This window comes from Cytobacillus dafuensis (genome assembly GCF_007995155.1).
Taxonomy (GTDB): Bacteria; Bacillota; Bacilli; order Bacillales; family Cytobacillaceae; genus Cytobacillus; species Cytobacillus dafuensis.
In genome coordinates this window covers 1,606,676-1,631,158 of the sequence record NZ_CP042593.1, presented here as the reverse complement: position 1 = coordinate 1,631,158, position 24,483 = coordinate 1,606,676, and the positions used below count along the sequence as shown (strand labels likewise).

Sequence of the window (24,483 nt, the reverse complement as noted above, 5' to 3'; positions counted from 1 at the left end):
TTTCATATTCTGTAATACATTTTGGGTCTAGTTAAATGCCTAGAATTGAAATAGAAATTGGTGACAAGGAGGAGAATGAATGGGAGTGGAATTAACGGCACTTCACTGGATTTATGTACTTTTCATTGTATTTATTATTGGCTTCATGGTTATGAGAAGAGATACCACTCTTGTATGTATACTTGGTATTTTCTTAATCGCCATAACCGCAACAGGATCTTTGAGTTCGTCTGTCAGCAGCATTTTTAATAGCTTTATTTTCGCCATATCAGAACTGCTTCCTACAATTCTCATTATTTCAATCATTGTTGCCATGAGCAGAATACTAACTATAACTGAAATAAATGATGTTATGATTTCTCCCTTTGCGAAGTTAATCAAAACACCTGCTCTTGCCTACTGGACGATCGGAATAGTAATGATGGTGATTTCCTGGTTTTTCTGGCCCTCTCCTGCCGTCGCTTTAATGGGAGCTGTTTTACTTCCTGTTGCCATTCGTGTTGGACTCCCTGCTCTTGGGGTAGCAGTCGCAATGAATCTATTTGGTCATGGCATTGCCTTATCTGGTGACTTTGTTATTCAAGCCGCTCCAAAATTAACTGCGGATGCTGCTGGATTGCCGGTTGGAGATGTAATAAATGCTAGTATCCCACTCGTAATTGTCATGGGAGCTGTCACAACAATCACTGCATTTTATCTATTAAAACGAGATATAAAACTAGGAAAATTAAATGCTAGTACAGGACTTGCACCATATGCTAACGAAAATACTTCTGAGAAAAAAGATAATCATCAATACCTCTCCCTCGGTCAAAAGCGTTTCTTCGCCCTCTTAATTCCTTTATTATTTGCTGTCGATGTCGCTGCGATGTATATATTGGATTTGCAAGGTGGAGATGCTACTGCTTTAGTTGGCGGGACATCCATTTTTATCCTATTAATCATTGCACTTCTGGCTCACAAAAACAACGGGCTGGAAAAAACAACGAGCTATCTCATTGATGGCTTCCAATTTGGATTTAAGGTTTTTGGCCCAGTTATCCCAATCGCTGCCTTCTTCTATTTAGGTGATTCAGGTTTCTCAACTATCATTGGCGACTTTTTACCTGAAAGCTCTCACGGAATCGTAAATGACCTAGGGGTTGGATTGGCTGCACTAGTTCCTTTGAGTAAAGAAATCAGCGCCATCACACTGACTGTTGTTGGATCTATTACTGGTTTGGATGGTTCAGGCTTCTCAGGAATTTCGCTTGCAGGGTCTATTGCAAAGCTATTTGCCGCGGCAATTGGATCAGGTGCCGCTACATTAACCGCATTAGGGCAAATTGCAGGCATCTGGGTAGGCGGTGGAACGCTTGTCCCATGGGCGCTCATCCCAGCAGCAGCGATATGTAATGTAGATCCTTTCGAACTTGCCCGCAGAAATATTCTGCCCGTTACGATCGGATTAGTTGTTACAACATTAGTAGCGATGTTTTTAATTTAGAATAAAGTGAAACTTCCATCAGTGGGGGGCTCTTTCATCCCCCACTTAGGTTTCTTTGATCCTCTCGCAACCTTGTAGTGAGGGTCTTACTGCCCGTTAATCTGCGATAAATGAAGCTGCTCGATAGTATTATTCCAATTTCTAGCAGCTTCTCCGTCTACAATAACTTCCATTCACCTCCTCTTTAATTTCCCCTTTACGATTTCATATAAAGTAATCCAGATAAATGTCCATATAAAGCCTAAGGCCAGGCCTGCAGCTACATCCGAAGGATAATGAACTTGCAAAACGATCCGGCTAATTCCCATGAAAAGAATCATCATTCCAGCCATAATCACCACAAACCACTTTGTTACATTTGATCTCACATTGTTCATTATAAAATAAGCAATCAGCATATAGAGGATCATCCCCATCATGGCATGTCCACTCGGAAAGCTAAAGCTTTTTACATTTACTAAGTGTTCCACTTCGGGACGTGGGCGCCCAACGATCTCCTTTAGCCACATATTTAACAAATTACCAAGCGAGATTGCTAAAGCAAGCAAAGCCATACCGGCATAGTCCCTCTTTATTACCCAAAGTAATCCAATAACAAAAAGAGAAATAATTCCGGTTCCAATCGTTGAGCCCAAAACATTGAACAACTTAAAGAACGGGTAAGACGATTCAGTAAAAAAATGAGTTAGATAGGAACTAATAGTGCTATCAAATAGAAGAGGCTCCCCTTCTCTTACAACAAGAAAAAAATACAAAAAAACGACTATTGCTATCAATAAAAATATATAAGCTATTTTAGATTTTCTCATTTCCATTTCTGTAAACTCCTCATTTCTTTTACAGGAACTTTCCCAATTCGTGTCCTTATTCTAGATTAACATTTACTCAAAATAAAATGTTATAATAGTCTAAAAATACAAAATAATCGGAGTGAGAAAATATGCTAAGTAATTTGTTTTCAAAATTGGATAATTATTATGATGAAATGGTTTCGATAAGACGATTCCTTCATCAGCACCCAGAGCTCTCATTTAAGGAAGTAAATACAGCTAATTACATAAAAACATATTATGAAAAAATGGGAATTGAAGTAAGAGGCAATGTTGGAGGCAATGGGGTAGTTGCTAAAATTTATGGGAGCAAGCCTGGAAAAACAGTTGCACTAAGAGCCGATTTTGATGCATTACCGATCCAAGATGAAAAAGACGTTCCATATAAATCATTGGTGCCTGGTGTCATGCATGCTTGCGGCCACGATGGACATACGGCTACTTTACTTGTTCTCGCAAAATCACTGCATGAAATGAGAGATGAGCTTGAAGGAACATATGTCATGATCCACCAGCATGCTGAGGAGTACGCACCAGGTGGAGCTATTTCAATGATTGAGGATGGATGCCTTAACGGTGTTGATGTTATTTTTGGCACACATTTATGGGCATCAGAGTCGACAGGTACCATTCAATATCGCGTTGGCCCTATTATGGCAGCTGCCGATCGTTTCGATATTACTATACAAGGAAGAGGCGGCCATGGAGCACAGCCGCACAAAACGAAGGATGCCATTGTTACAGCTTCTCAAGCAGTAGTTAATTTACAGCAAATCGTCAGCAGAAAAGTCAATCCTATCGATTCTGCCGTCGTCTCAGTTGGTTCATTTGTCGCGGATAATGCCTTTAATGTTATTGCTGATAAAGCAAAAATAGGCGGAACTGTGCGTACTTTCAGCGAAGACATTCGTGCCAATATCGAAAAAGAGATTGAACGAATTATAAAAGGAACGTGCTACACAGCAGACTGCACCTATCAATACTTATATGAAAGAGGTTACCCTGCTGTTGTAAATCATCGAAATGAAACTGAGTACTTAATAGAGTGTGCAAAAAATATTGGTGATGTTACCGCTGTCGAGGAGACAGAGCCTCACATGGGTGGAGAGGATTTTGCCTACTATCTTCAGCATGTTAAGGGTACATTTTTCTTTACTGGAGCCAAGCCGGAAAATATGATAGAAAATTATCCGCATCATCATCCTAAATTTGATATCGATGAAAAAGCGATGTTGGTTGCAGCGAAAACGCTTGGTTCTGCTGCCCTCCAATTTCATGCTTATGCAAAAATGAGAAAGAAAGAGAAGCTGTTAAGTAACAATAAATAATTAGGGAGACGGTGTATTGAGCGAAATAGATAAACGAAACAGATTAAGTGAAGAACCATTTGCTTATCAAATAACGAAAAAAGGAACGGTAGTAATCTATTACGGAGGTAAACAAATAAAAATTGTAAAGGATAGGGAGGCTGAGCGTCTTATAGCAAGAATTAAAGAAGTTGAAGATAATATTACAGAAGTACAGTTATTGTTAGCTAAAATTACGGGTAACTTTAAACGTGGTAACGAGAAGTTTGGTAAAAACAAAAGAAAATAAACGAAGAAAAACATAACAGCCCCAAAGCTTAATCTAGCTTAGGGGCTGTGTTTAATATCCTCATCCGATAGGCATTTTTTGCAGTTTTTCCAAGCTGCTCCATTAGATTATTATTTGCATATGCGCCAACCGCCGCTCCAATTCCCGGTAAAAGCTGGAGCATCTTAACGAAATCAATATAGTCACGATATTCTTGTTGAAATTCTCTCCAGTCCATTTCTAAAATTCTGGATTTTCTTTCCTCCCAATTCTCTACTATCAGGAGTGTTTCTCTTCTTTTATCATCACTTGAAAAGGCAAGCTTAAATACATGGAGAATAAATAATCGTTCTTCGTATTCATTTGTATCAAAGCCATATATTGTCGCGGCCTCGAAAAGAAATTTCATTTTGATCGATAAGAGTAAAGGAAAATCAGCTAATCCAAGGAATAACCCTCCTGCGCCTGTTCCAGCCCCTTCAATTACAGCTGTTTTCTTGTGGGATGACAATTTTTCATAAAACTTAGTGTCTTTTTCTTCTAATGTTCTTCCAACTTCTTGTTTCTTCTTTGTTATGATATTTGAACCAACAAGTGTTGCTTTTACCATGTTTTTTATGCTATCGGTGATAATTTGATGAGCCTTTTCCGGTATAAGACTATTTACTTTTGTCTGTGCTTTTTTTGAAAGACGGTTTAAAATACCAGATTTCTTTATCAATGAAAACTTCCACTCTTCTAATTCACATAAGGCTCTTAATTCATATTCATTCATACGCTAACCATCCTTTATTATTCATAATATTTATCGCAGATTAACGGGCAGTAAGACCCCAACTACAAGGTTGCGAGAGAATCAAAGAAACCTAAGTGGGGGATCAACTGCCCGTAAAGGCCCGATTGGTTCAACTAACCATCAGTGGGGGCTGAAAGAACCGCCCACACTGATGGAAGTTTCACTTTATTACGTTTAATCAGATGATTAGATTCATTTCATACGTATTCTATTTCAAAAGCTTTTTTTGAATATATACATTTGAAAAGAAGTACGAAAGTCCAAATCCAGCTGCAAGGGAGAGGATCGCCATCTTCCATTCACCCTTAATAAAAATGGTGATCGTCAATAATACAGTCTGACAATATAAAACGTTTGTAAGAAGTCGCTTAAATGACTGTATCTTTAGTTGCTCATTTACAGGGTATAGCTTAATCCATAGCTTGTTTGAATGGTGATTCCACAAAGGCACTAGCTGAAAGCCAGTTAGGTAGACAATCAGCAGCACAACTAAGACTTGACCCAATCCAAAGGAAAAGAAATATATAATTCCTGCTCCAATAAGTGTTAAACGAATAAATAAACCAAAATAATCACCTGCCCGCAGGAAGGTTCTAGCATAAAGATGGCTGAATGTTACATTCTGTGCAAATGGCAGCTTACTGAATACCCAATCGAGCCATTTCCGTCTTTTCACACGTTGTCTTAACTTCGGGACATCAGTAAATAAATTGGCGAGCCTGTAAAAGGAAGTCCTTCTTCTTTCATCCGCTTCAATTAAAAACTCCCATTTCAGCCCTTTTTCTTTTGTACTCTTATCATAATAGAACAGCATAATTAGTAATAACGCTGCTTCAGGAAGAAGGAATATTAATCCCGCACCTGAGAAAAGAAAGTATAGAAAAACCGCATTGACTGCATACCTTATAATTGAATCGAATACATGCACTTTTGTTTCGACATAATATTGAACCTTCCAGCGAATGAAGAGATTTAATACCTTCATTAGTAGAATGGCAATCAAAAACGGGACATATTTTTTAAAATCGCCATCATTTACTCTTGCATACAAAGGCATAAAAACACCAAGCCCAATAAAAAGCAAATATGCATGTATGATAAAGCTTGCAATTATAGAGCGCGTAAAATAGCCTTTTAGCCTGCTTTCAAGAGGGAGAAGGAAAATCTTATCCGCTTCAGTGAGAAAGGTATTGATCGGACTATAGGTTAATATAAATGCAATAGCCATCGCCATAATAATTGCAACTGGGAATTGTTCTTGAATGGTTTTTAACCACTCCTGATAATAAAAAGCAGCTGTTCCAAGCAAAAAAACCATTACAATAACAATATGTCCATTAAAAATATAGCGTGAGTAACGCGCGATCTCTTTCAGCCACGTGTTAAAACGCTCTTTCCAAAGCTTCTTCTCATCAAACATAATCTTCTTCCTTTGTCAGCTGGATATAAATATCATCAAGTGTTGCATCCGGCATTGTAAATTGTTCCCTTAGATCAGATAAAGTCCCCTTTGCCCTTACCTTTCCTTCATGTAAAATGACAAATCGATCACAATACCTTTCAGCGGTTGCTAAAATATGAGTGGACATCAAAATCCCTGCCCCACTCTCCTTCATTTTTTTCATCATATCAAGTAAAGACTGGATTCCAAGAGGATCAAGTCCTACAAATGGCTCGTCAACAATATAAAGGGAAGGCTGGACTAAAAAAGCACACATAATCATTACTTTTTGCTTCATTCCTTTTGAAAAGTGTGCTGGAAACCATTTCAGCCTTTTTTCCATTCGAAACTCTTTTAGTAGCTTTTCAATCCTTTCCTTATATTCATCCTCTTTTAAACCGTATGCCATTGCCGTTATTTTTAAATGCTCTTCAAGAGTCAGCTCATCATATAAAATTGGCGTTTCGGGAACAAATGTAAATTGTCTTCGATATTCTTCTTTATCTTTATGAAATATTTTCTTATTTATTGTTATTTCCCCACTATGAGGTTCCATTAATCCAATAACATGCTTTATCGTTGTACTTTTTCCTGCACCATTTAGGCCGATTAGACCCACAATTTCCTTAGAATTAACCTCGAAAGAAACATCCTTTAGTACAGGATTTCTCGTATATCCGCCCGTAACATTATTTAATTGCAAAAGCGTCATAATCAACGTCCTTCCTTATTTACTAATTCCATTGTAAAAAACGGTCTATCAACTTGTCCAATTTTTGAAAAAGTTGATATTCAACTTGCCATATAGAAGCGAATGAAAAAGGGTAAAAATTCTTTTTAAAAAATGAATACGAATTTCCGCAATGGGTATTCTATTCTATGAAGGGGAAACAAGCCATTTGATAACTTAAAGAATTATCAAAATTGAAATGAGGTGTCTATCGCAGACAATAAACATTTCAATATAAGCTGATAGCTTCCAACGTTCCTAATGATAAGGGGATGGTTACATTGGGCAAAGTACTAATTAACCAAAAAGATCTAATGCATCTGATCGCCTAAAAGGTGGTCTAAACATACACTTTGAAATGAGGTGTTTGTTAAAGACAATTGCCTGCTTTATACGTTGAAAAACATATAAAGAAACAAGGGGATGGTCAGCTTGAACAAAGATCACAATTCTCTATAAGTAAACACAATCATTAAAAAATGAGGTGTTTATCAAAGGGAAAGACCTGAAATAGAAACGTATTTATAGAAGCATTCCCCTTCACGAAGGCGGGATTCCATGCGGATCCTGCCTTTTATCCTTTTATCAATTATGATAGTATAGGGAAAAATATGAATGATTTCTTTGGAGAAGGAGTGTTTGTGGTGAGTGATTGTATTTTTTGCAAAATTGTTAATGGGGAAATTCCATCATCAAAGGTATTTGAAAATGAACATGTATTGGCTTTTCTTGACATAAGTCAAGTGACAAAAGGACATACCTTAGTCATCCCTAAATTACATAACGAAAACATTTTTGATATGAATGCTGAAACGGCACGAAATCTCTTTGAAGTAGTTCCTCAAATTGCCAACGCCATAAAACAAGAATTAAAGCCACTAGGAATGAATATCCTACAAAACAGCGGCAAGCACGCTGGACAAGAGGTTTTTCATTTTCATATGCATTTAATCCCGCGCTATGAAAGTGGTGATGGCTTTGGTGCCGTATGGAAAACACACAACTCTGATTATACACAGCAAGATTTACAGAACATGGCTAAAGAAATAAGCAAACAAGTGAAGTAAAAGGCTGAAGTGCCTTCGAAACAATCAAAAGAACGGATCTTTAAACTTCCCTGTTGATTTCCGCTGCAGGCACTTAGCGATCGCGGGCGGTCCGGGAGCCTCCTCGTCGCTATCGCTCCTGCGGGGTCTCCCTTTGACTCGCTTCTCCCGCAGGACATTGAATAAGCTTCCTAGAATAATCACCGCACGAAGAAAATGCGTTAGCATTTTCGAGGAGCTCGTGCCTTCCGCTCCAATCAACAACAAAATAGCATTTTCAACACTGAACTTTATTACAGCCAATTTCAAAAAAGACTTTTCTAATCTTTATTAGATAGGTCTTTTTTTCATTACAAGCCCTCCTACCCCATTTTTCAGCTGGCAATATTAAACGATCATTAATATATATTTTCAGAAACTTCATAATTGCTTATGTACAAATCTTTATTTTTTGATACCATAATAATATCTTTTATCTCATTACAGCGTTAAGGTGAAATTAGATAGATACTATTTAGGAGGGTTTATGATGCAAAGAGCACTTAATTTTAATGCGGGACCTGCAGCTCTGCCAGTATCAGTGTTACAGGAAGCTGAAAAAAATTGGTTGAATTATCACAACAGTGGAATGGCGGTTATGGAATTAAGTCACAGAAGCAAAGATTATGAAGCTATTCATCAAAAGGCTCAAGATTTATTAAGAAACATCCTTTCAATTCCTAACAACTATGAAATTCTCTTTCTTCAGGGAGGAGCAAGCTTGCAGTTTTCCATGGTTCCAATGAATCTCTTAACTGAAGGAAAAATAGGCAACTATGTGTTGACTGGAGTTTGGTCTGAAAAAGCGTTACAAGAGGCTGAAAAAATCGGATCCACCTATATTGCTGCTACAAGTAAGGTTCAAAAATATCGTTCAATCCCTAATGAAATTTCAATATCAAAAGATGCAGCCTATCTTCATATTACAAGTAACAACACGATATATGGTACACAGTGGAATCAATTCCCTTCCAATGAATTCATCCCATTAATAGCCGATATGTCTAGTGATATATTAAGTAAACCATTGGATATTGAAAACTTTGACCTAATCTATGCAGGTGCACAAAAAAATCTCGGTCCTTCCGGGGTAACAGTTGTCATTATTAATAAGAAGCTTTTATCAAATTCGATCGATCGTTTACCAACCATGCTGAATTACAATACATATGCAAAGCATAATTCGCTTTATAACACTCCTCCAACACTTGCGATTTACTTGTTAAAGCTAGTTCTTGAATGGGTGGAGCAAGAAGGTGGATTAAAAGTCATTGAGAAAAGAAACGAGGAAAAGGCAAAGATACTTTACGATTGTATTGATGAAAGTGAAGGCTTCTATATAGGTCACGCTGAAAAAGAAAGCAGATCAAAAATGAATGTTACCTTCAATCTTAATCATGATGACATTTCACTGAAGTTTCTTCAACAGGCAAAGGAAGCAGGCTTTATCGGACTTAACGGCCATCGATCTGTGGGAGGCTGCAGAGCCTCTATTTATAACGCCATTCCTGTTGATCAAGTTTGTCAGCTAGCCGAATTCATGAAAGCTTTCAAAAACAAAAATTAGCAGAAAATCAATTCTTCATTTTTATTTTATGTATGTTATAATAATTAAAAGTTTCTCGCTGAAGGCACTGAGAGCACTTCAGGGGATATGATAGTAAGATATGAGAAAAGCAGAGGAGAGATGAGAAAATGAATACGAAAAATCTTGTAGCCCTATCCCTATTGGTGGGAATGGGTGCAGTATTGCACGCAGTTGTTCCAGGCTTTTTCCTTGGAATGAAACCAGACATGATGTTAACGATGATGTTTTTGGGAATTGTACTTTTTCCAGATAAAAAGAGCGTCATGCTACTAGGCTTAGTAACGGGGCTAATTTCAGGATTAACTACGACATTTCCAGGTGGTCTAATTCCAAATATCATTGATAAACCAATTACTGCATTTGCATTCTTAGGTTTATTCCTAGCCTTTAAGAAGTTCCAAAAATCAATCGTGAGCGTAGCAGTATTAACAGCGGTAGGGACAATTATTTCTGGAATCGTATTTTTGACTTCAGCCTTTTTGATTGTCGGTCTACCTGGCCCATTCACTGCTCTATTTGCAGCAGTTGTGTTACCTGCGGCAGCCGTCAATACAATCGCAATGGTTGTTCTTTACCCAGTTGCTTTAACAATTGTAAAGAGAACTAAACTTAATAAGCCGACTGAAATCATTACTCAGAATAACAGTTCTGAACATAAGATTATAGATTAATAGTAGATAAAAACCCGCAGATTGCGGGTTTTTTTGTTTATTGGAAACTAGACATGATGATACCAATTAACAGAAAAGCAATACCTGCTGCAGCAAGGGAAACAGCTCTCTTTTTTAAAATATATTTAGGCGGGTAAACTCCTGGTTTTGTAATCGCTAGTATGAAGTAAATGCCACCGGCAATCAGTGCGGCCCCAATCGTAAAAACTCCTGCTGTTAGACCTGCCATATGGGACCCCCTCCCCTCTCTTTCAAAAATGAAATTGTCTCGATATATCCCTATTATTTAACTTTATGCTTTCGTTTCTTTACATATGTAAAAAGACGGAACTCTAAATTTTTGGCATTATGTGAAGATATTATTAATATCTTCACAATCATAAGGAGAAATTATGATGTACATATTGTAAAATAAATATATATGTACAATTGAGGTGAGTTAAATGAATGTAAAATCATGGTTATTAGGATTTTTTATTGGGGGAGCAGCAGCAGGAATTAGCGTCTTATTAACCGCACCTAATTCTGGTAAAGAAACAAGACAATATGTTAGAGAGCAAAAAGAAAGTATTCAAAAGCAAATACTTGATCTAAATAAACAACTAATTGAATTAAAAAACTCAACAATTAAAGCTTCTAAGGAAGGGAAAAATACCATTTCAGCCTTTTCTTCAGAAGTAAAAACCTCCATTCAAAAATGGAGAGATGAAATTTTACCTCATCAACAGGATCTACAAAAGGAATTACATTCCATTGAACTTGCAATATTAGATCTTGAAAAAAGTATAGAAGCTAAGATTATAAAAAAATAAATATTATTAAGAAAACTAAGGCGTTCGCCAGGTCCTTCCGGTGAATGCCTTAGTTTTTTATGCGACTTTTTTAACAGGGACTCTATCGAAACTCTAATCTACTATAATATGCTAATAAACTCAAAATTTCCAATTAGACTAAAAAATTCCTAATTCAAATCAACAAAAAGAAGGAATTTTTCTTTTTTTACAGAAAATAAATATATTAATAAAGCGACATTAATTTTTATTGTCATGATGCAAATCGTTGCTTATTGTCGAAATTACTTCTTTAAACCTGAAAAAAGAACTCATCATTCCAAGATAAGCATATTATTATGAACTCGCCAAATAATTTCTAAAAATTTAGTAAATTTTTTCTTTATTAATTTTTATTTTATTGGCATAATGAAATTAGAGAATTAGAAAAGTAGGTGAATAGAATGTCAGATAAATTGTACACAATGAAGGAAGCGATGCTTTTTAGCCAAAGAATCGCACAATTAAGTAAAGCACTTTGGAAATCAATTGAAAAGGATTGGCAGCAGTGGATTAAGCCTTATGATTTAAATATTAATGAACATCATATATTATGGATTTCCTATCATTTAAAGGGAGCTTCGATATCTGATGTTGCAAAATTTGGAGTGATGCATGTCTCAACCGCTTTTAACTTTTCCAAAAAGCTAGAAGAGCGAGGATTATTGCAGTTTTCTAAAAAGGAAAATGACAAGAGAAATACTTACATTCAACTTACTGCAGAAGGTGAAGAAGTATTATTAAAATTAATGGAGATCTATGATCCTGACAAACACGCTGCCTTTTCAGGTGCAAAGCCTCTAAGAGAGCTATACGGAAAATTCCCAGATATTATTGAAATCATGGCCATTGTAAGAAATATTTACGGGGATGACTTCATGGAAATCTTTGAAAAATCCTTTGCGAACATTGAAAATGATTTTATTGAAGACGAAGGAAAGCTTTATAAAAAAGATATTTCGCTTCAAGAATCTGTCTAGCTCCTAAAGGTATTTTTGGAATTCCTTCATAAGAGGCAAATATAAGCTTTGCTTTATACAAGCTCTTACAACCTCTTTAGGTTCAAGTCTTGGATGCAAATGATGTGTAAAATTATTAAAAAGCGGATGAAAATAGACAAATCCTTCCGCTTTCTGTTCTTCTATTTTTTTGCTCAATTCTTCACAAAGGTAAATGAATGCGTTAACATCTTTTTCAGCTAATGAATTTTTTATTACCAGTTTATAAAATTCCTGATCTTTTTTTTCTATTATTTTCAAAAGCAGCTTGTTCTGATATTCTAATCTGTCTATTTTTTCTAATAAATAATGTATGTCCACTGGTTTATTCCCCCACAAATGCATCAAAATAAATTTAAAAATCAAATTATTATTGGTGAATTTGATTACTAATTCAACCATTATTATTCTATATGATCTTTCGACAAAATCTATGTTTTTTTCCTATTGATTTTTTTATTCTTTCGTCGTAAAGTAACTTAGTAAGTTTGAAGAAAGATTAAAAATTTCTCCTTTTGGAGGTAGGGATATGATGAATTCTTGGAAGACGATTAACTTTTCGAAACAATACGGGTCTCAAAGACTTTTTATCTTGTCTTCCTTAACAATGCTGCTCACATTTATTTTTGCATATGTACCAGCACAATTTTTATTTAAAACTAAAACATTACAAGACAATTATTTTATTTTATTGCTATTCGGTCTATGGTTAATCTACCCTCTTCATAAACTGTTTCATTATTTGCCAATTGCCCATCATTCAAAAAAAATTAAAAAAATGTTAACCATTCGATATGGAATTTTTCCAATCATACAGATACAGGTTTTTGAACCCATTTCAAAATGGCAATTCATCATTGCTTTATTTATGCCATTCATCGTTATTAATTCTCTGATCGTTTGGGCTTGTTTTATATTTCCCCATTACGTACATTATTTTACCATTTTGCTTGCCTTTCATGTGGGAATTTGTTTACCTGATATTATTAGTATAAAAACTTTACTTTTCGCACCAAAAAGCTCCTATATCGAAGAAAATGATGATGGATTAGAAATATTACTTCACAAAAACCATTAATTTTTATGAAAAGGTATCCTGAGTGGATACCTTTTTCACCCTTTTAAAGGTAATCTAGAATATAATAAAATTTAATTGAATCTGAAAGACTATCTTTTTTAATAGAATTTTGTTATTGTAAATAACATACAATCGTAGTAGGCTGTCTGAAACGCTATTTCCAAAATATGCTCAGACCCTATCCTTTTTCTTCACAACTGTTAAAGGAGGGAATCTTCGGTGATCTCCATTTTCTTTATTATTTTTGCCATATTTATTTTATTTAATATTAACAAGATGACATATTCTCTATGTCTTCAAAAGGATATCCCTGAGGAGCGGCAGCCTAAAGTTTACAGAACCATTAATATTTTAGTGACTATCCTTTTAATATCCTCATTTGTTGAAAATCTTTATCGTTAATTAGAAAAACTTGGCGTTCGCCAAGTCCATTTTGGCGAATGCCTTAGTTTTACTTATGCGATCTTATTAGCAGATATTAAATTGAAAAAGCATTTTACATTTGTACGTTAATAAACATAAACTTTCCTTTTAGCTAAAATAAGCGACGAGAAGCAATTTCTCGTCGCTTTTACATTTTCATTTTAAGGATGGATAAACCTTTATGTCACAGTTTTTTAACACCAAGATGCACCAATAATAATTAATAGGATAAACAACACTACCACTAAGGCAAATCCTCCCCCATGTGCAAATCCTGACATAATGTTTCCTCCTTTCTTATAAGCAAACCTTTTTTCTTATAGCCATGCTGCACCAACAATAATTAATAAAATGAACAGCACTACAATTAAAGCAAAGCCTCCACCGAAACAAGCACCCATGAGGCACCCTCCTTTCATGCTGCTAACATATACTATTCATCAATCACTTTATTCGAATAGGCAAATATCACGGCTATTCCCAAATTCTAGACAAAAGACATTTATTCCAATAAAAATGGTTCAAAATATAATATGATTTCTTAAAAAATGGGAAATAGGAAATTACACCCTTTTTTATTGATAAAATAGATATCATTTTTGTTCTCTAATCCATTTGTGGTATAGTAGGTTTTGTGAATCTGATATTGAAAAATATTATTAGGAGTGTTCAACATGAAGAAATGGATTATTACATTAACTCTAACTGCTGGGGTTCTAGCTTTAAGTGCATGTAACGCGAACGATGGAAAAGGATCAGATGTAATTGTCGAGTCAAAAGCTGGTAATATTACAAAGGACGAGCTTTACGATGCAATGAAAGATAAATATGGCGAGGCTGTACTTCGCGATCTTGTCTATGAAAAAGTTCTTTCTGATAAATATAAGGTGACTGACAAAGAGTTAGATGCAAAGGTAGATGAGATTAAGGAACAGCTTGGGCCCAATTTTGAAATGGCTCTAATGCAGTACGGGTTAAAGGATGAAGAGGAATTTAAAGAAATGATGAGAACCGGCTTATTGCAAGAAAAAGCAGCCATTAAAGATATTAAGGTAACCGATAAAGAAGTTAAAGAACACTACGATAACTATAAGCCTCAAATCAAGGCAAGACATATTCTAGTTGATGATGAAAAAACAGCAAATGAAGTGAAGAAAAAACTTGACGAAGGTGCTAAGTTTGAGGATTTAGCAAAGGAATATTCAAAAGATCCTGGTTCTGCAACAAATGGTGGTGACCTTGGCTGGTTCGGACCTGGAAAAATGGTTCCTGAATTTGAAAAAGCAGCATACGCTTTAGATGTTAATGAAATAAGCGCGCCAGTGAAATCTGAGCATGGCTATCATATTATTCAAGTAACAGATAAAAAAGAGAAAAAATCATTTGAAGACATGAAAGATCAAATGGAATATGAAGTAAAGGTTTCAAAGCTTGACCAAGAAAAAGTTCAAAAAGCGCTAGATCGTGAATTAAAAGATGCTAATGTTAAAATTAATGATAAAGATTTAAAAGGCATTATCGAAACTACAGAGAACACTGAGTCTAAGTAATTAGAAATAAAAAGGGCTTGTCCCAAAAGTAAAGGTGCCTGGCACCACGAACAATATCTAGTATCAATAAGCGAGTGAGATTCTAGATAAAGTGTATGAAGTGGATGCCAGACACCTTAGGGGACAACCTTTTTTCAATCAATCATTAACCTATTGATTGCTGACTAGATTTTTTTACTTCCCTTTCCTTTTCAATCCTTTCCATGTAAACCCTGCCTTCAAGCTCGATACTCTCATTTTCAACTTGACGTTCCTCTCTACCCGCCCGAATCGCCATATAAGCACTTAGAAGAATTCCTGCAGCCACAAAGTATACCCAAATAGGAATAAACATTTTATTATCCTCCTTCTACAGAATGTTTGTCCATTCTTTACTAAAATATTTTATGCCTCCGCAATAGAATTATGAATCTGCTTTAGAAAACAACAAAAAATCACCATCCAAAATGGAATGGCGATTTTTCGATAAGGTTATTTATGAAATATAGGTTTATAAAATGATCTATTCTCCAATGCAAATACTCTTTCAGTGAATTCACCGGGTTTCACACGTTCTAGAGCACGGTCAAGCATATTCATCTTCGCATCTAGATTATCAATATAATGAAGAATTTCAGCCTCTTTAATTAGAGGAGGTTTAGGGCTTCCCCATTCAGCTTTCCCGTGGTGGGAAAGGACTAAATGCTCCAGGATAATCACTTCCTCTCCCATAATCGAAAGCTCTTCAGCTGCTTTACCAATTTCATTAACCATGATTGTTATATGTCCAAGTAAATTTCCCTCTACTGTATAAGTAGTCGAGATTGGCCCTGAAAGTTCAATTACTTTTCCCAAATCATGTAAAATGACGCCTGCATATAAAAGATCCGTATCAAGACTTGGATAAAGGCCAGCGATTGCTTTTGCCAGATCAAGCATGGAAACGACATGGAAGGCAAGTCCTGAAACAAATTCATGATGGTTTTTTGTTGCAGCTGGATATTCAATGAATGACTCCTGATGCTTTTTTAATAAATGGCGTGTAATTCTTTGTATATTTGGATTCTTCATTTCAAAAATATATTGAGTAATTTTACTCATCATTTCTTCCGTACTGAGAGGTGCTGTTTCAAGAAAATCTGAAAGCTTAACAGAGTCGCTTGAGGACGCCGGTCTTATTTGTCTAATTCTGAGCTGGTTACGTCCGCGATAATTCAATATATCACCAGAAACTTTAACAATTGTTTCTGGAATAAAATTCTTTTCATCACCATCAGAGACATCCCAGAGCTTTGCTTCAATTTCTCCACTCTGATCTTGAAAAATAAGTGTTAAAAAGGGCTTTCCATTGCTTGCTATTCCTTTAGCCGCATTTTTTATTAGGAGAAACTGTTCAATATGTTCTCCCACTTCATAATAAACTATACCTTTTGACATAATGTGCCGACGCTCCTTTCTATTAAAATAGTATATCACACTGGGCAAGTAATTCCGAAGGTAAAAGGGCGGTGTTCCAGTCTTTCTTTAGCTCTTTTATTCCCAATTAAATAGGTAAACTTTCCTTTTTGTTAACGAAAGCAACTTGATTTTCTTCAAAATATGGAAGCATATGCTTATGGCACGTAAAGAAAATAATTTGGCGGCTTGATAAGCTTTTTAATAGATTAATTACTTTCTCTGTTCTTATGTGGTCAAAATTGACAAAACTATCATCAATAATGATTGGGAAAGGAAACCTTCCATAAACAGTAACCGCAAGTGCCAGCCTAAGTGCTACAAATAATTGTTCAGTAGTCGCTTGACTTAGTTCATTTGCTTCAAATAACAATCCACGATCATTTTCAAGCAGAAAACCAATGCCTTCCTTTTTTGGGTATATTCGAACATATTTATTATCTGTTAAAAACTGAAGGTATTCTTCGGCTCTTTTCAGCATCTGGGGTAATCTGTCGTTTTTAAAGCTTTCAATTGTTCGATCAAGAATATCCTTAGCTAGGGCAAATTTAGCCCATTCTCTTGCCTCACCTTCAAGCTCTGATTTCTTTTGCTTATATAAGTGTAAAAGCTCTGCAAAGGTTCCGCCTTCTTCTAGCAGCTGAACTTCATATTTTTTCTCGGCAAGTCGATTTTGTAATAACGGAATCTTTTCTTTAAGGTCAACACACAGCTTTGATTGACTGCTTATTAATTGGGCCACATCTGCTATTTTCATATATTCTTTAAGCTCTGTATCATTAAAAGGCGATAGCTTTAGTTGTCTACGTATGCTTTCGATTTGTTCATCCAGCTTGGCCCTTTTATCTGCCAGCTTACCTATTTCCCTATATTGCTCTTCTGATTCTGAATTTGCAGACTGAAAAAGCTTTTCTCTCTCTATTTGAAAATGCTCATATTCCAGCTTATATCTTTGAAGCTCCTCTTCAAGATCAGAAAGCTTTGCTTTTCTTCCTTCTAACTTAATTTTTTTCTCTGACTCCACCTTTAAACGATTTCTTAACATGTATGCCATTTCTTGAATATTTGTAGGAATTGTATCTAATACAGCATTACACAAATCCACTATGCCATTTTGTATTTCTGTAATTCTTATTGATATCGAGTTGTGACGTTCAAATGTTACTTTCCGCTCACGATAAAGCTTTTTTAGCTGTTCAATAAACAAAAAGGCATCCGCAATATGGGAAAGGGCTAAATCACGTGGTAAAAACAGATCATCCCCGAGCCCAACTAATACATTTTCATGTTTAACCATTTCTTTTTCCCAAGATTCAAAATCGATAATGACCTTTTCATATTGTTCATTTCTTTGTTCCCACAGGAATTTAAATTGATGTAACCTCTCCAATACCCTTTTATCTTTTTCGAGTCTATCCTCCATTTTTGCCGCATTTATCATACTCGGCTCATTTAACTTTTGTAAAATAAGCTTTTTTCTATTTTTTAATGAGGTTAATTCCTCATGAACGAAATTATTATTTCCTTCTGTCGATTTCTTAAAAAACATACTTATTGAGTAGAAAACCCCTAATACGCCGATAATAATTATGGGCCAGCTTGCTTCCATTACTCCCCATGCAATTAGTGCGAAAAAAAGGAAACAAAATATAGATAATTGATATTTCTCTTGATTTTTTTTTCTGTGTAGTCTTTCTTTTTCACTATTTTGTGTTTTATAAAGAAAATCAAGCCTTGTATCAATCTGTATAAGCTCTTGTTCTAAATCTTGCATTTTTTGAGTAGATCGCAATTCCTCTTCAAGCTTTTTCCTTTCTGATTCAGGAAGCAGCTGACTCTCTAACAATTTCAATTGTTCTTCTGTTTCCTCGAGCCTTTGTTTTTCTTCATGAAATCTTTCATCAAGGTCAAGCTTCCTTGACTTTATCCGCTTAGATTTTTCTTGAGCAGCAATAACCTTCTCCTTCATAAAAACACTTGTATTTATTGATAAGAGCTGCTCCTCATTAAGGTTTAAATGAAGCTTTTCTCGAAGAACGACCTCTTCTTGTTGAATCTCATAAAGTTTATCTTGAAGCTCTTTCTCCTCCTGCTTCAGTTTTTCTAGTAAAGATAATCTTTCGACAGCAGCAAGAATCTCATTCTCCTTATTGAGTAGACGGGCATCAGGAAGGTGTAATTGAATTTCTTCCTCAATCATATTAATCCCTTTTGATATACTGTTAATCTGTCCTTCAAGCGGCTTCATTAACTCTTCAAGGCGATCTAATCTTGAAATGCCATCAATAGGGAAATGAATATCTTTATACTGGATCAATTCTTCTTTTAATGAATGTTCCTCTACAATTAATGGATGAATTTTTCTCCAATTTTCTAATTTCGAAAGCTGATTCTGAAGCAGTAATTGCTCTCTTTGTTTTTCATTAATCTCTTTTTCTAAACTTTCCTTTTCATTTAGAAGAACCCAGTACTGCTCATTTTGCAGTTCAGCTTTTTTTAATTCATTGTGCAGCAGCTTAAGTTCTTTAAGCTTTACATTAATATTTGGCTTTTTGCCGTTTGGTTTAAAACGACTCTCTAGTTCTCTTTGCAAAGTATTTTCCGCACGGAGCAGCTGATCTGTTCCTAATGCACCTGCAGAAAATAAAAATCTTCCTAAATCCTCGCTTCTCATCTGATGAACATTTTGCAGCCCATGAATATTAAAAGAAAATATCGATTGAAAAAGTGATTTATCCACATGGAATAATAGGTCCTTTAGAAACTCCTCTTCTCCCCTTGTCCCATCTTCTAAAATAACACTTACATCACCAGCTGCCTTTCCCTTTATACGTTCAATCACAGCTCTCCCTTTTTCCGGGAAGAAAGCAGTTATTTGCCCTCCGTACTTTGTTCCTTCTTTCGGTTCATATCGAAGCTCTGATTGCTGCTTAGTTGGAAAGCCAAATAAAATGCTATGGATAAACGACATAATCGTTGACTTTCCTGCTTCATTTTCTCCAAATATAACTTGAAGTTCATGCAAATTAGAAATCTTCAAATTAGAGAGCTTGCCATACCCATAAATATGAATATCTGTAATTCTCACGTTTTCACCTCCACTACTTTCATGTTGCATCTTCTATTGTTTAAACAAAAGATTTACTAATAGGGTCTCAGCCTCTTTAGCTAGTTCTATTGTTTCTTCTGCTGAAAATGGATCCAAATACTTTTTGGCTACGGGATGATTATACAGTGCTGAAATATAGCCATCGAGCATATCATACTGATCTGTGTTGGTAAAAAGCTCATGAAAGAAATCAGATTCTTTTGCTAACTGATCACGATTCCAATTTATTTTTTCGGTAATGGATATTTTAGAAACCCATACAAACTCTTCTTCGTCCTTTTCTTCCTCCTGCAAGGTTTCTAGTAGCTCACCATTCAAAATGCTCTTCATTTCTTGAGGAAGGAGATAAATATTATCAATAAATAAAGACAGAATGATTCCCTTATTGTCTTTACGGTTCTCTTCGATTAAATTTTTGCAAAGAAGATATATGTCCTGAAATGATGCCGCACTAGAAGCTTCGATTGTCTTTTCCCCCCAAATAACAGAGGATGTCTCGATAAATTCAAAATCTGCTTCTAATTCCGATAAATGAATTAAATAACACCCTTTTGAACCCGTTTCCTTCCTATTCCGTCCTTGAATATTGCCGGGATAAACAACCGGAGGCTTCACATTTAAAATATTTCGTTTATGTATATGACCAAGTGCCCAGTAATCAAAGTCTTTTTCATACAAATCATTTAGTGAGAAAGGTGCATATTTATCATGGTCACTGCTTCCTTCTAAATTTCCATGGAGAATGCCAATATGAAAATCTGCTCCTTGCTTTTTTGAATAATAGTTAATCATCTGATTATACACATGCCTTTTTGGATAGCTAAATCCATATAAATGGACAGAGACTCCCTCATTTTTTGAAAATCTCATAACCTCTACCTCGTGTGAGAAAATATGAACATTATCCGGCATTGATATTTGTGTCCAGTTTCCTTCCATATGATCATGGTTTCCATGGATCACATAAACTGAAATATTTTTCTCAGCTAGTCTCTCCATTTCTTTACGGAATCGTATTTGGGCACGAATACTTCGATCCTCACCATCGAATAAATCCCCTGCAAAAATAACGAAATCCACCTGATGAATAAGGGCTGAATCAACAATTTTAGTCAATGCTTCAAATGTACTTTCTTGAAGCTTTTTAAAAAGGCTCTTGGGCAAATGGTTCAATCCTACCATTGGGCTGTCCAAGTGCAAATCTGCTGCATGGATAAATGTCACCTTTTTCATATATGAATCCTCTCGATCTCTTTTTTTCCATTTTAGCCGATTTCACATACGAATGCACGTTCTTATATAATTAAAATTTCTTTCATAATAAAAAGTTCTGCAAATACATGCAGAACTTTTTACGGCTTTATTCATTTTTCGTCAGCTGTATAGCCTTTTTAATATCTTTAAAGGAATTCGATTTTCCGTACATTAGTACTCCGCCTTTATATACCTTGGCACCAAAAATAGCAAGAATGATTATGGTAATAATCAGAATGGCAATTCCAATCATTGGCTCCCAAACTGGCAGAGTTAGCATCCCAACACGCATAAACATCAGCATAGGTGTAAAGAAAGGAATATAAGATGCAATCGTAATAAAGGATGTATCTGGCTGACCAAGGCCAAACATAGCAATCATAAAGCCAGCAACTACTAGCATTGTCATTGGCATAATCATTTGCTGTACATCTTCAATACGGCTAACGAGTGAACCAAGAAACGCTGCTAAGGTTGCATATAAGAAATAGCCGAGCAAGAGGAAGACTAGAGCATATATGATTGTCGAAATTGGAATATCATTAAATCCGAAAAATTCAAAAAAGCCACCTTGCATCGATTCTAAATTCTTTTTGACGAAATAGAAGCCGACGACAAAAAGAACTACCATTTGTGTTAGGCTTAGCAATGCTATGCCGATAATTTTGGCAAACATTTGCTTAACAGGGGAAACACTTGAAATAAGAATTTCCATAACTCTTGACGATTTTTCAGTTGCTACTTCCATTGCAATCATATTTGCATACATGAGAACGGCAAAATAGATGATGAATAAAAGAACATAGACAAGCCCTCTCGCTTGGTTCAATTCCTCTTCGGTTTTTGCATTTTCCTCAAGTGCCGTTTTACTAAAAGAAATTGGCTCATAGAGTTTGGTTAATTGATTCTGTGTTAAATTAATATGTGAAGCGGCCAGTTGGGTCTTCATTTGCTGCAAATATTGCTGAAGCTCAGATGGAAGTGTAGTATCTGCAATGCTTCTAGCCTTATATGCTGCTTCAGGCAGCTTCTCATCGTTGAATGATAGAATTAGCAGTCCATCATATTCATTTTCTATTACAGCTTTCTCAGCTTCTTCTACTGTCCCTTTAAACTGCTCAATAAGGATGCTGCTGTCATTCAGCTTCAACTGCTCCATTAAAGGATTTATCAGCTCACCAGATTCATCAATAACAGCTATCTTTTCTTCATTTTCATCACCTTTATTAAAAAGGTCCATTATTCTTGACATATTTGTCAATCCAGCAACGAGCAGTACGGTAATTAATGTTGTAATAATGAATGATTTCGATTTAAGCTTTGAGAGATAAGTATGCCATAGAATAATCCAAAAATTACTCATAAGAAGCACCTACCTTTTCAATAAAGATATCATTTAATGAAGGCTCTTCGAGGACAAATTTTCGAATAAACCCTTTTCCTACAATCTCTTTTAATACACTCTCTGCTATTTCTTCACCCGAAATTTGTAAATGAATCCCTTCTGTTGTTTGCCGTACCTTTGTGACACCAGGGTGGCTTTTAAGAAATTCCAGATCAAAATCGGCATGGATAACTAAATTCTTTTTCCCAAAGGCACGCTTAATTTCTTTTAAAGTCCCTTTTACAACAGGCTTTCCTTTATGCATAATGCATAGATGCTCACACATTTCTTCCACATGCTCCATCCTATGAGATGAAAATACAATCGTGGTGCCTTTATCCTTCAATTCCAAAACAGCATCTTTCAACTGCTCGACATTAACTGGATCTAAACCGCTGAAGGGTTCATCAAGTATTAACAATTTCGGTTTATGAATGACGGCTGCAATAAATTGAATTTTTTGCTGATTCCCTTTCGATAGCTCTTCCACCTTTTTCTCTGCGTATTCAGGTACTTTAAAGCGGTTTAGCCAATAATCCAGTTCTTTTATTACATCTTGTTTTTGCATTCCTCTTAATCTAGCCAAATATACTATTTGATCCTTTACTTTCAGCTTTGGATATAAGCCTCTTTCTTCAGGTAAATATCCGATCAGTGGGCTAGTTGAATAATCAATCGAATTTCCATCCCAGGTGATTTTTCCTTCACTGGCATCAATCAACCCAAGAATCATCCGAAAGGTTGTTGTCTTTCCAGCACCATTTGCACCAAGGAAACCGAACATTTCCTTTTCTGGGATGGAAATAGAAAGATCATCCACAGCTGTAAACTTTCCAAAGCGCTTCGTTACATGCTCAAGCTGTAATCCCATTCTTTAACTCCTCCTTTACTCTCCATATGTTTTTACGAATAACTAGTTAAAAAGGTTCAAAATTAATCTATTTTTTTCTTTTTTTTCCAAAACAATAATGCTTTGCACAATGACAGAAGTTATGTAAGAATAATAGTAATAATCTGATTTTTTAACATGGAGGGATAAAGATATGAAAACATACAAATTAACGGTTTTTGAAAAGAATGGTGAAAAGCTTCTAAATGAATCTTTTCAAGCTGCAGATGATCATGAGGCAAAAGGAATGGGAGAAAAAATGTTAAAAGAAAAAGGTTTTGATGAAAAGACATTTCGGTGCACATCACCTGCAGGAAAGCTAATATTATTTCATTCATAGAAAAGAGCTAGGGGCCATCAAATAAATTAAAGTCATGCTTTCGTTTTTAGAAAACAGGGAAATCCAATTCGGAACTCCCTGTTTTTTTAACTTCACCGGAAAGATTAATGACCTTTATATACAGGTCTTCTTTTTTCTATAAATGCTTGTATGCCTTCTTGGTGGTCTTTTGTTTGTCTCATTTTAGATTGGCCATCTTTTTCAAGCTCTAATACTTTAAGCAATTGAGGCATATTTTTTTCAGCATATATTTTTTTCGTTTCTATCATAGCCTTTATAGGGCTGTTAAGCAGTTTTTGCAGTAATCCCTCTATGGCTTCTGTTAATTGTCCGTCTACAATCATTTGGACTAACCCTAAATGATATGCTTCATCTGCTGTTAAAGGCTTTCCTTCCCAAATCAAATGCTTTGCCTTATCTTCGCCAAGTCGCTTTTCCAAAAAGAAATGACCACCACCATCAGGAATTAATCCTATCCCAATAAAATTCATGGCAAATTTACTAGCTTTATCTGCTATTATGTAATCAGTTGCTAAAGCAATACTAAGTCCCAGACCTGCTGCTGCACCTGTAATAGCACTAAGCGTTAATTTCGGCATATCGTAAAGGGCTGTAACGACTTCACTAATACTCTCCATGACAGCTGGGAACACACTTTCATCTGCTTCAGCAAGCATTGTCTTTATATCTCCGCCAGAACAGAATGCCCGCCCCTTCCCAGATAAAACAACAATATCTACTTCATCTAAAAGACTAATCTCCTTTAAGATAGCGGCCAATCCCTTAAGCATTTCGATATTTAGCGCATTTAATGAATCTGGCCTATTCAATTCTACAGTGGCAACTCGTCCATTGACATGTAAATGGACTGTATCTGTTTCAAATTTAATAGTCAAAATATTCCCTCCCTTTATATTCTAACCTCATTATAATAAAAAATATTATATTTAAAAACCTTTTTAAATAAAAATTCAAAATATTCGTTATGTTTT

The 24,483-nt window shown here is 35.5% G+C and carries 27 protein-coding genes; 12 read left to right on the top strand and 15 right to left on the bottom strand.

What is annotated here, in order from left to right; all coding sequences use genetic code 11:
* The first annotated feature begins 79 nt into the window (after nucleotides 1-79).
* Nucleotides 80-1,486 carry a hypothetical protein gene (locus FSZ17_RS07730; protein ID WP_057774484.1) on the top strand — a complete coding sequence of 469 codons (1,407 nt, stop codon included), beginning with the start codon at nucleotides 80-82 and terminating at the stop codon, nucleotides 1,484-1,486.
* A gap of 173 nt (nucleotides 1,487-1,659) precedes the next feature.
* On the opposite strand, the gene FSZ17_RS07725 is transcribed toward FSZ17_RS07730, so the two are convergent.
* Nucleotides 1,660-2,301, bottom strand: coding sequence for a phosphatase PAP2 family protein (locus FSZ17_RS07725; RefSeq protein WP_057774487.1), 642 nt, complete (start codon nucleotides 2,299-2,301; stop codon nucleotides 1,660-1,662).
* 125 nt (nucleotides 2,302-2,426) lie between these two features.
* Here FSZ17_RS07725 and FSZ17_RS07720 point away from each other — a divergent pair, with 125 nt between their 5' ends.
* Nucleotides 2,427-3,644 carry a M20 family metallopeptidase gene (locus FSZ17_RS07720; RefSeq protein WP_057774490.1) on the top strand — a complete coding sequence of 406 codons (1,218 nt, stop codon included), beginning with the start codon at nucleotides 2,427-2,429 and terminating at the stop codon, nucleotides 3,642-3,644.
* A gap of 16 nt (nucleotides 3,645-3,660) precedes the next feature.
* A complete protein-coding gene (locus FSZ17_RS07715) occupies nucleotides 3,661-3,912 on the top strand; it encodes a hypothetical protein (protein WP_057774492.1) in 252 nt (83 codons plus the stop codon).
* A gap of 28 nt (nucleotides 3,913-3,940) precedes the next feature.
* On the opposite strand, the gene FSZ17_RS07710 is transcribed toward FSZ17_RS07715, so the two are convergent.
* The 3 genes from FSZ17_RS07710 to FSZ17_RS07700 form a co-directional block, all read right to left on the bottom strand.
* Nucleotides 3,941-4,666: an EcsC family protein gene (locus tag FSZ17_RS07710; protein WP_057774495.1), complete on the bottom strand. Its 726-nt coding sequence runs from the start codon at nucleotides 4,664-4,666 to the stop codon at nucleotides 3,941-3,943.
* 229 nt (nucleotides 4,667-4,895) lie between these two features.
* Complete coding sequence (locus tag FSZ17_RS07705; RefSeq protein WP_057774497.1) at nucleotides 4,896-6,107, bottom strand: ABC transporter permease; 1,212 nt, start codon at nucleotides 6,105-6,107, stop codon at nucleotides 4,896-4,898.
* Nucleotides 6,100-6,840: an ABC transporter ATP-binding protein gene (locus FSZ17_RS07700; RefSeq protein WP_057774500.1), complete on the bottom strand. Its 741-nt coding sequence runs from the start codon at nucleotides 6,838-6,840 to the stop codon at nucleotides 6,100-6,102. The genes FSZ17_RS07705 and FSZ17_RS07700 overlap by 8 nt, the downstream gene beginning before the upstream one ends.
* Before the next feature lie 662 nt (nucleotides 6,841-7,502).
* On the opposite strand from FSZ17_RS07700, the gene FSZ17_RS07695 reads away from it, so the two are divergent.
* From FSZ17_RS07695 to FSZ17_RS07680, 3 genes are all read left to right on the top strand, one after another.
* Nucleotides 7,503-7,925, top strand: a complete 423-nt coding sequence (locus FSZ17_RS07695) for an HIT family protein (RefSeq protein WP_057774857.1) — start codon at nucleotides 7,503-7,505, stop codon at nucleotides 7,923-7,925.
* A 508-nt stretch (nucleotides 7,926-8,433) separates the two neighbouring features.
* Nucleotides 8,434-9,510, top strand: coding sequence for a 3-phosphoserine/phosphohydroxythreonine transaminase (gene serC, locus FSZ17_RS07685; RefSeq protein ID WP_057774503.1), 1,077 nt, complete (start codon nucleotides 8,434-8,436; stop codon nucleotides 9,508-9,510).
* A 128-nt stretch (nucleotides 9,511-9,638) separates the two neighbouring features.
* The gene (locus FSZ17_RS07680) at nucleotides 9,639-10,202 is read left to right on the top strand and encodes a tryptophan transporter (protein WP_057774506.1); all 564 of its coding nucleotides are present in this window, start codon (nucleotides 9,639-9,641) and stop codon (nucleotides 10,200-10,202) included.
* A 37-nt stretch (nucleotides 10,203-10,239) separates the two neighbouring features.
* Here the strand turns inward: FSZ17_RS07680 and FSZ17_RS07675 are convergent, their stop codons facing one another.
* Complete coding sequence (locus FSZ17_RS07675; protein WP_057774509.1) at nucleotides 10,240-10,431, bottom strand: membrane protein YhzF; 192 nt, start codon at nucleotides 10,429-10,431, stop codon at nucleotides 10,240-10,242.
* Between the two features lie 214 nt (nucleotides 10,432-10,645).
* Between FSZ17_RS07675 and FSZ17_RS07670 the strand changes: the two genes are divergently transcribed.
* Together FSZ17_RS07670 and FSZ17_RS07665 are read left to right on the top strand one after the other, a co-directional pair.
* Entirely contained in the window at nucleotides 10,646-11,014 is a 369-nt protein-coding gene (locus FSZ17_RS07670; protein ID WP_057774511.1) for a YtxH domain-containing protein, read from the top strand.
* Nucleotides 11,015-11,436: 422 nt separating this feature from the next.
* Nucleotides 11,437-12,012 (top strand): HTH-type transcriptional regulator Hpr, encoded by a 576-nt coding sequence (locus FSZ17_RS07665; RefSeq protein ID WP_057774514.1) that lies wholly within the window; start codon nucleotides 11,437-11,439, stop codon nucleotides 12,010-12,012.
* Between the two features lie 3 nt (nucleotides 12,013-12,015).
* Here FSZ17_RS07665 and FSZ17_RS07660 read toward each other — a convergent pair whose 3' ends face one another.
* Nucleotides 12,016-12,351, bottom strand: a complete 336-nt coding sequence (locus FSZ17_RS07660) for a DUF1878 family protein (RefSeq protein ID WP_146846420.1) — start codon at nucleotides 12,349-12,351, stop codon at nucleotides 12,016-12,018.
* A gap of 208 nt (nucleotides 12,352-12,559) precedes the next feature.
* On the opposite strand from FSZ17_RS07660, the gene FSZ17_RS07655 reads away from it, so the two are divergent.
* Together FSZ17_RS07655 and FSZ17_RS23675 are read left to right on the top strand one after the other, a co-directional pair.
* Nucleotides 12,560-13,108 carry a DUF3267 domain-containing protein gene (locus FSZ17_RS07655; protein WP_057774517.1) on the top strand — a complete coding sequence of 183 codons (549 nt, stop codon included), beginning with the start codon at nucleotides 12,560-12,562 and terminating at the stop codon, nucleotides 13,106-13,108.
* A gap of 219 nt (nucleotides 13,109-13,327) precedes the next feature.
* Nucleotides 13,328-13,510 (top strand): hypothetical protein, encoded by a 183-nt coding sequence (locus FSZ17_RS23675; RefSeq protein ID WP_057774520.1) that lies wholly within the window; start codon nucleotides 13,328-13,330, stop codon nucleotides 13,508-13,510.
* Nucleotides 13,511-13,725: 215 nt separating this feature from the next.
* On the opposite strand, the gene FSZ17_RS07645 is transcribed toward FSZ17_RS23675, so the two are convergent.
* A complete protein-coding gene (locus FSZ17_RS07645; RefSeq protein ID WP_082625327.1) occupies nucleotides 13,726-13,812 on the bottom strand; it encodes a YjcZ family sporulation protein in 87 nt (28 codons plus the stop codon).
* Between the two features lie 36 nt (nucleotides 13,813-13,848).
* Nucleotides 13,849-13,932 carry a YjcZ family sporulation protein gene (locus FSZ17_RS07640; RefSeq protein ID WP_146846626.1) on the bottom strand — a complete coding sequence of 28 codons (84 nt, stop codon included), beginning with the start codon at nucleotides 13,930-13,932 and terminating at the stop codon, nucleotides 13,849-13,851.
* A gap of 273 nt (nucleotides 13,933-14,205) precedes the next feature.
* Between FSZ17_RS07640 and FSZ17_RS07635 the strand changes: the two genes are divergently transcribed.
* Entirely contained in the window at nucleotides 14,206-15,081 is an 876-nt protein-coding gene (locus tag FSZ17_RS07635) for a peptidylprolyl isomerase (protein WP_057774523.1), read from the top strand.
* A gap of 145 nt (nucleotides 15,082-15,226) precedes the next feature.
* On the opposite strand, the gene FSZ17_RS07630 is transcribed toward FSZ17_RS07635, so the two are convergent.
* The 6 genes from FSZ17_RS07630 to FSZ17_RS07605 all read right to left on the bottom strand — a co-directional run bounded on the left by FSZ17_RS07630 (nucleotide 15,227) and on the right by FSZ17_RS07605 (nucleotide 23,133).
* Nucleotides 15,227-15,415, bottom strand: coding sequence for a sporulation YhaL family protein (locus FSZ17_RS07630; protein ID WP_057774526.1), 189 nt, complete (start codon nucleotides 15,413-15,415; stop codon nucleotides 15,227-15,229).
* A gap of 137 nt (nucleotides 15,416-15,552) precedes the next feature.
* Nucleotides 15,553-16,497, bottom strand: a complete 945-nt coding sequence (yhaM, locus tag FSZ17_RS07625) for a 3'-5' exoribonuclease YhaM (RefSeq protein WP_057774529.1) — start codon at nucleotides 16,495-16,497, stop codon at nucleotides 15,553-15,555.
* Between the two features lie 106 nt (nucleotides 16,498-16,603).
* The gene (locus FSZ17_RS07620; protein ID WP_057774532.1) at nucleotides 16,604-19,603 is read right to left on the bottom strand and encodes an ATP-binding protein; all 3,000 of its coding nucleotides are present in this window, start codon (nucleotides 19,601-19,603) and stop codon (nucleotides 16,604-16,606) included.
* 33 nt (nucleotides 19,604-19,636) lie between these two features.
* A complete protein-coding gene (locus FSZ17_RS07615) occupies nucleotides 19,637-20,857 on the bottom strand; it encodes a metallophosphoesterase family protein (RefSeq protein WP_057774533.1) in 1,221 nt (406 codons plus the stop codon).
* A gap of 127 nt (nucleotides 20,858-20,984) precedes the next feature.
* On the bottom strand, nucleotides 20,985-22,241 hold the full coding sequence (locus tag FSZ17_RS07610) for an ABC transporter permease (protein ID WP_057774536.1): 1,257 nt from the start codon (nucleotides 22,239-22,241) through the stop codon (nucleotides 20,985-20,987).
* On the bottom strand, nucleotides 22,234-23,133 hold the full coding sequence (locus tag FSZ17_RS07605) for an ABC transporter ATP-binding protein (RefSeq protein WP_057774538.1): 900 nt from the start codon (nucleotides 23,131-23,133) through the stop codon (nucleotides 22,234-22,236). The genes FSZ17_RS07610 and FSZ17_RS07605 overlap by 8 nt, the downstream gene beginning before the upstream one ends.
* 172 nt (nucleotides 23,134-23,305) lie before the next feature.
* On the opposite strand from FSZ17_RS07605, the gene FSZ17_RS07600 reads away from it, so the two are divergent.
* Nucleotides 23,306-23,491 carry a YhzD family protein gene (locus tag FSZ17_RS07600; RefSeq protein WP_057774541.1) on the top strand — a complete coding sequence of 62 codons (186 nt, stop codon included), beginning with the start codon at nucleotides 23,306-23,308 and terminating at the stop codon, nucleotides 23,489-23,491.
* Nucleotides 23,492-23,595: 104 nt separating this feature from the next.
* Here the strand turns inward: FSZ17_RS07600 and FSZ17_RS07595 are convergent, their stop codons facing one another.
* A complete protein-coding gene (locus FSZ17_RS07595; protein WP_057774543.1) occupies nucleotides 23,596-24,387 on the bottom strand; it encodes an enoyl-CoA hydratase in 792 nt (263 codons plus the stop codon).
* Nucleotides 24,388-24,483: the final 96 nt, after the last annotated feature.

What these genes read in the sequence shown, in the direction of transcription:
- FSZ17_RS07610 (WP_057774536.1), bottom strand. Translation starts at nt 22,241, where the DNA reads ATGAGTAATTTTTGGATTATTCTATGGCATACTTATCTCTCAAAGCTT.
- FSZ17_RS07635 (WP_057774523.1), top strand. Translation starts at nt 14,206, where the DNA reads ATGAAGAAATGGATTATTACATTAACTCTAACTGCTGGGGTTCTAGCT.
- FSZ17_RS07675 (WP_057774509.1), bottom strand. Translation starts at nt 10,431, where the DNA reads ATGGCAGGTCTAACAGCAGGAGTTTTTACGATTGGGGCCGCACTGATT.
- FSZ17_RS07605 (WP_057774538.1), bottom strand. Translation starts at nt 23,133, where the DNA reads ATGGGATTACAGCTTGAGCATGTAACGAAGCGCTTTGGAAAGTTTACA.
- FSZ17_RS07720 (WP_057774490.1), top strand. Translation starts at nt 2,427, where the DNA reads ATGCTAAGTAATTTGTTTTCAAAATTGGATAATTATTATGATGAAATG.
- FSZ17_RS07600 (WP_057774541.1), top strand. Translation starts at nt 23,306, where the DNA reads ATGAAAACATACAAATTAACGGTTTTTGAAAAGAATGGTGAAAAGCTT.
- FSZ17_RS07730 (WP_057774484.1), top strand. Translation starts at nt 80, where the DNA reads ATGGGAGTGGAATTAACGGCACTTCACTGGATTTATGTACTTTTCATT.
- FSZ17_RS07705 (WP_057774497.1), bottom strand. Translation starts at nt 6,107, where the DNA reads ATGTTTGATGAGAAGAAGCTTTGGAAAGAGCGTTTTAACACGTGGCTG.
- FSZ17_RS07615 (WP_057774533.1), bottom strand. Translation starts at nt 20,857, where the DNA reads ATGAAAAAGGTGACATTTATCCATGCAGCAGATTTGCACTTGGACAGC.
- serC (WP_057774503.1), top strand. Translation starts at nt 8,434, where the DNA reads ATGCAAAGAGCACTTAATTTTAATGCGGGACCTGCAGCTCTGCCAGTA.
- FSZ17_RS07725 (WP_057774487.1), bottom strand. Translation starts at nt 2,301, where the DNA reads ATGGAAATGAGAAAATCTAAAATAGCTTATATATTTTTATTGATAGCA.
- FSZ17_RS07630 (WP_057774526.1), bottom strand. Translation starts at nt 15,415, where the DNA reads ATGTTTATTCCTATTTGGGTATACTTTGTGGCTGCAGGAATTCTTCTA.
- yhaM (WP_057774529.1), bottom strand. Translation starts at nt 16,497, where the DNA reads ATGTCAAAAGGTATAGTTTATTATGAAGTGGGAGAACATATTGAACAG.
- FSZ17_RS07645 (WP_082625327.1), bottom strand. Translation starts at nt 13,812, where the DNA reads ATGTCAGGATTTGCACATGGGGGAGGATTTGCCTTAGTGGTAGTGTTG.
- FSZ17_RS07655 (WP_057774517.1), top strand. Translation starts at nt 12,560, where the DNA reads ATGATGAATTCTTGGAAGACGATTAACTTTTCGAAACAATACGGGTCT.
- FSZ17_RS07710 (WP_057774495.1), bottom strand. Translation starts at nt 4,666, where the DNA reads ATGAATGAATATGAATTAAGAGCCTTATGTGAATTAGAAGAGTGGAAG.
- FSZ17_RS07640 (WP_146846626.1), bottom strand. Translation starts at nt 13,932, where the DNA reads ATGGGTGCTTGTTTCGGTGGAGGCTTTGCTTTAATTGTAGTGCTGTTC.
- FSZ17_RS07680 (WP_057774506.1), top strand. Translation starts at nt 9,639, where the DNA reads ATGAATACGAAAAATCTTGTAGCCCTATCCCTATTGGTGGGAATGGGT.
- FSZ17_RS07665 (WP_057774514.1), top strand. Translation starts at nt 11,437, where the DNA reads ATGTCAGATAAATTGTACACAATGAAGGAAGCGATGCTTTTTAGCCAA.
- FSZ17_RS07700 (WP_057774500.1), bottom strand. Translation starts at nt 6,840, where the DNA reads ATGACGCTTTTGCAATTAAATAATGTTACGGGCGGATATACGAGAAAT.
- FSZ17_RS07670 (WP_057774511.1), top strand. Translation starts at nt 10,646, where the DNA reads ATGAATGTAAAATCATGGTTATTAGGATTTTTTATTGGGGGAGCAGCA.